Raw genomic sequence first — 2,929 nt, 5'->3', positions numbered from 1 at the left:
CGATCTGGTCTTTGAGTTCGGGGCTGTAGCGGGCCATCGCGGTCTCCATCTGAGGATTCAGGGGAGCGGACAACTATCGTGACATGGGGGGGGGCGACGTCATCGAGGGCATGTGGGAACGCATTCCCGCCGGGAAAGAGAACGTCAGCCTGTCGCCGCTGTTCAAGGCCTACGTGTTCGAAAAAGCAGGCCTCAAGTTCGTTCAAATCAACTCGCTCAAGGACGAGGTCATCACCGTTATCGTCGTCACACCTGGCGCCGAATCCCGCCTCACGATCGGGTCGGCCGGAAATCAGCCACTGCTCGTGATGAAGGGCGATGCGACCAGTTGAGCGGATGCTCCCGATTGAGCGGGACTCTCGTCTTAGCTAACCGATGCCAGCAAAGAGACAGCCCAGGGGTGACCCAGGGCTTTCGAAGAAACGCGTTGCGAAGCTGGCGCGCGACCGGCTCAGGTCGCAGAAGCCCGGATTGCCCAGGCTTCTCGGATACGGCCGTTGGATGGGCTCAGCTGGTCAATTTCGCATACATGACGAACAGGAACATCAGCAGACCACTCAAGATCGAGACGGCGCCGAGCGCTCCGAGCAGGGCCAGCGGGGTCATCACCCACCACTGGGCCCAGCTGAAGCTCTGATCGCGCTGCCGAGCCATGTAGGCAGCTCCTGGGTAGAGGCGCTCTGCTTTTCGCAAACCTCGCCTAGCCATCAGTGGTCCGACGACGAAGCCAAGCGGGCCCAGGAAGAGCAGGCAGAGCGAGAACCACCAGAAGAAGCGGCTGTGCGGAGTCATGACTTTCTTGGGAGCAGCGCGCATTGCGCCGTCCCCAATAAGCCCGCCCATGGCGCCAGTGGACGTTCCAACCGTCGGATTCGATGGGGTCTTCATTTGGCGTAGGCCCTCCAGGCGCCGTCGTTCTTGGCGTAGCGCAGGTTTTTGCTCACCGGAATCGGCACCTGCCGCCCCTCAATGTTGAGCACGGCTTGGCCGCGGGTATCGCAGCGGTAGCCGTCCGCGCCCTCCGCTTCCACGCAGCCGGTGAGCTCGAAATTCTGAACGTCGGTGACTTGGCCGGCGCCGCTGTCTTGCAGCAGCCGGACAAAGGCTTCCTTGGCGTTGTTAGATGAGGGCTTGCCGCCGCAGGCGGTCAGGCCCAGGGCCATGGTCAGGACGACCAAGGCGATCCGTGCGTTTTTCATGTCGTTCCTTTGCTGATGAGTGATAGAGAGGGCGACGGGCTTACTTGTCGCGGTTCCCGTCGGGGTTGAACCCGGCGATCCACATCCGGGTGTCTTTGAGGGGCGTCAGCAGGCCGCTGGCCCCTGGGTGCAGGTCGGCGGTCTGAACAAAGCCGCTCACCCACGCGATGCGCAGCGACACGTCCAGGGCCCTGTCAGCGACGCCAGGGCGGCTCACGTTGACCACGAACGGCTGAGCCGGCGGGGTGGGGCCTGTGGACCGCTGAGCGCCGGTGTTCGGCTTACTGGGCGGCACCCGGATACCGCTGAGTGAGTCGCGGCCTTTCCACAGGGCCGCGCTGTTGAGCTCCGCCGTCTCGCCCAGGTCGTCCGTTTCCGTCACGGCAGCATCGAAGCAGGTGCGGAAGGTCTCCGTGGTCGAGGCGGTCGGGCTGGTCCAGATGCGGGCCTCCGCCGTCCAGCAGGGCAGGGCAGCGCCCCACTCGGTGAAGGTCAGCGCGACTCGCGGCCAGTCCAGCTTCCCGAACTGGGCTTGCTGGTGGTTGTCGCCCTTGAACAGGTTGGGCAGCTTCCCGGTGCCACTAACAGGCGTGTAGATCGAGCCCGTCCCTTGACTACCGGCCTTGCTGCCCGAATTCGGCTTGATGCCAACCATCTGCTTGCCCGTGTCCGCCAATCCCTTTCCAAGTTGACGGAAAAAGCCGGACTTCTGCTCCGGCACCTCTTGGGCTTGGGCACTGAGTGGAGAGACGAGCGTCAACGCCAAGAGCGCAGCGAACGCTCCCTGTCCTGAAAGTTCCATATGGCCTCTGATGGAGTGTGGTTCTATCTGCCATATTGGCAGATAAGTGCGCTAGGATGCTACTCGGTGCAGACTTGGAGATCAGCCATCAGTTAGATCTCCATGCCCGCATCTCTGCCCACAAGTTCCGTCTTTGGTCGTCGCCTGCGTGCGGCCAGGCGCGTGGCGGGCCTGTCGCAAGTCGAACTGGGAGCGCTGCTGGGGATGAACGAGAAATCTGCCTCGTCACGACTCTCCCGCTACGAGCGGGGGGAGCGGGAGCCCGACCACGATACGTTGGCTGCTTTGAGCAACGCGCTGGGCGTGCCGCCGGCTTACTTCCATGCAAGTTCGGACGTGCTCGCCGAGGTCATCCTGCTGGTTGCTCGTTTGCCCGCGGAGCGTCAGCAGGGTGTGCTTGACCTGATAAAAAACCACTTGGACGAGCCCAGGAAGTAGCACTAATCTACTCTGGCGATTGCGCAAGGAAGGGGGTAGGAATGATTATCGCAGCTCGTCCGTCCTATGATTATTGGTTTGAACGCTGGCAAATTGAAGTGTTGGTGCACAGAGATGGCGAGGCACCGAGGTGGAAAAAGTCTGGGCCGGTCGTGCGGAATGGGGTGTCCTATGCAGACATTTATTCTGAGCTTTCTGCTGCTGAAGAGTGATGCGCTGTGATCAACGCTGAAGCAAGTCTTCGAATCGAACAGGAGCCAAGCCAGTCACAGCGGATTTCACTTCGATTAAAGTCCGAAAAAAGTCTCCAGGCCACCAAGAGATTAGCTCAAGAAGAGCAGGCAATGCTTGTGCAGGCGCGCGCGCGGAAGAAGGGCGTTATTTTTGACGAAAGCAAGCTAATCCTACTGTGTCATTAAATGCGAAGGTGCGGAGACATCGTTCCAAGTAGTGTCACTGCGATTTCTACGGCGATTGTCCAGCGAAGCGT

The 2,929-nt window shown here is 60.8% G+C and carries 6 protein-coding genes; 3 read left to right on the top strand and 3 right to left on the bottom strand.

Going from position 1 to position 2,929, the window contains the following annotated elements:
• Positions 1-83 precede the first annotated feature (83 nt).
• Positions 84-332: a hypothetical protein gene (locus tag XcuCFBP2542_RS18670; RefSeq protein ID WP_249027691.1), complete on the top strand. Its 249-nt coding sequence runs from the start codon at positions 84-86 to the stop codon at positions 330-332.
• A 175-nt stretch (positions 333-507) separates the two neighbouring features.
• On the opposite strand, the gene XcuCFBP2542_RS18665 is transcribed toward XcuCFBP2542_RS18670, so the two are convergent.
• The 3 genes from XcuCFBP2542_RS18665 to XcuCFBP2542_RS18655 are packed head-to-tail and all read right to left on the bottom strand — an operon-like array spanning position 508 to position 2,001.
• Entirely contained in the window at positions 508-888 is a 381-nt protein-coding gene (locus tag XcuCFBP2542_RS18665; protein WP_104605723.1) for a hypothetical protein, read from the bottom strand.
• Positions 885-1,199: a hypothetical protein gene (locus XcuCFBP2542_RS18660; protein WP_104605721.1), complete on the bottom strand. Its 315-nt coding sequence runs from the start codon at positions 1,197-1,199 to the stop codon at positions 885-887. The genes XcuCFBP2542_RS18665 and XcuCFBP2542_RS18660 overlap by 4 nt, the downstream gene beginning before the upstream one ends.
• Positions 1,200-1,239: 40 nt before the next feature.
• A complete protein-coding gene (locus tag XcuCFBP2542_RS18655) occupies positions 1,240-2,001 on the bottom strand; it encodes a hypothetical protein (protein WP_104605719.1) in 762 nt (253 codons plus the stop codon).
• A 102-nt stretch (positions 2,002-2,103) separates the two neighbouring features.
• On the opposite strand from XcuCFBP2542_RS18655, the gene XcuCFBP2542_RS18650 reads away from it, so the two are divergent.
• Both XcuCFBP2542_RS18650 and XcuCFBP2542_RS19665 read left to right on the top strand, forming a co-directional pair.
• Positions 2,104-2,439 carry a helix-turn-helix domain-containing protein gene (locus XcuCFBP2542_RS18650; RefSeq protein WP_104605717.1) on the top strand — a complete coding sequence of 112 codons (336 nt, stop codon included), beginning with the start codon at positions 2,104-2,106 and terminating at the stop codon, positions 2,437-2,439.
• Positions 2,440-2,480: 41 nt separating this feature from the next.
• Positions 2,481-2,651: a hypothetical protein gene (locus XcuCFBP2542_RS19665; RefSeq protein ID WP_158251472.1), complete on the top strand. Its 171-nt coding sequence runs from the start codon at positions 2,481-2,483 to the stop codon at positions 2,649-2,651.
• The last annotated feature ends 278 nt before the right edge of the window (positions 2,652-2,929 follow it).

This window comes from Xanthomonas cucurbitae (assembly GCF_002939885.1).
Lineage (GTDB): Bacteria > Pseudomonadota > Gammaproteobacteria > Xanthomonadales > Xanthomonadaceae > Xanthomonas > Xanthomonas cucurbitae.
This window is presented reverse-complemented; position numbering and strand designations above follow the sequence as displayed.

Bases quoted from the DNA above. Each gene is read 5' to 3' on its own strand.
- XcuCFBP2542_RS18655 (WP_104605719.1), bottom strand. From the start codon at position 2,001: ATGGAACTTTCAGGACAGGGAGCGTTCGCTGCGCTCTTGGCGTTGACG.
- XcuCFBP2542_RS18670 (WP_249027691.1), top strand. From the start codon at position 84: ATGGGGGGGGGCGACGTCATCGAGGGCATGTGGGAACGCATTCCCGCC.
- XcuCFBP2542_RS18665 (WP_104605723.1), bottom strand. From the start codon at position 888: ATGAAGACCCCATCGAATCCGACGGTTGGAACGTCCACTGGCGCCATG.
- XcuCFBP2542_RS19665 (WP_158251472.1), top strand. From the start codon at position 2,481: ATGATTATCGCAGCTCGTCCGTCCTATGATTATTGGTTTGAACGCTGG.
- XcuCFBP2542_RS18650 (WP_104605717.1), top strand. From the start codon at position 2,104: ATGCCCGCATCTCTGCCCACAAGTTCCGTCTTTGGTCGTCGCCTGCGT.
- XcuCFBP2542_RS18660 (WP_104605721.1), bottom strand. From the start codon at position 1,199: ATGAAAAACGCACGGATCGCCTTGGTCGTCCTGACCATGGCCCTGGGC.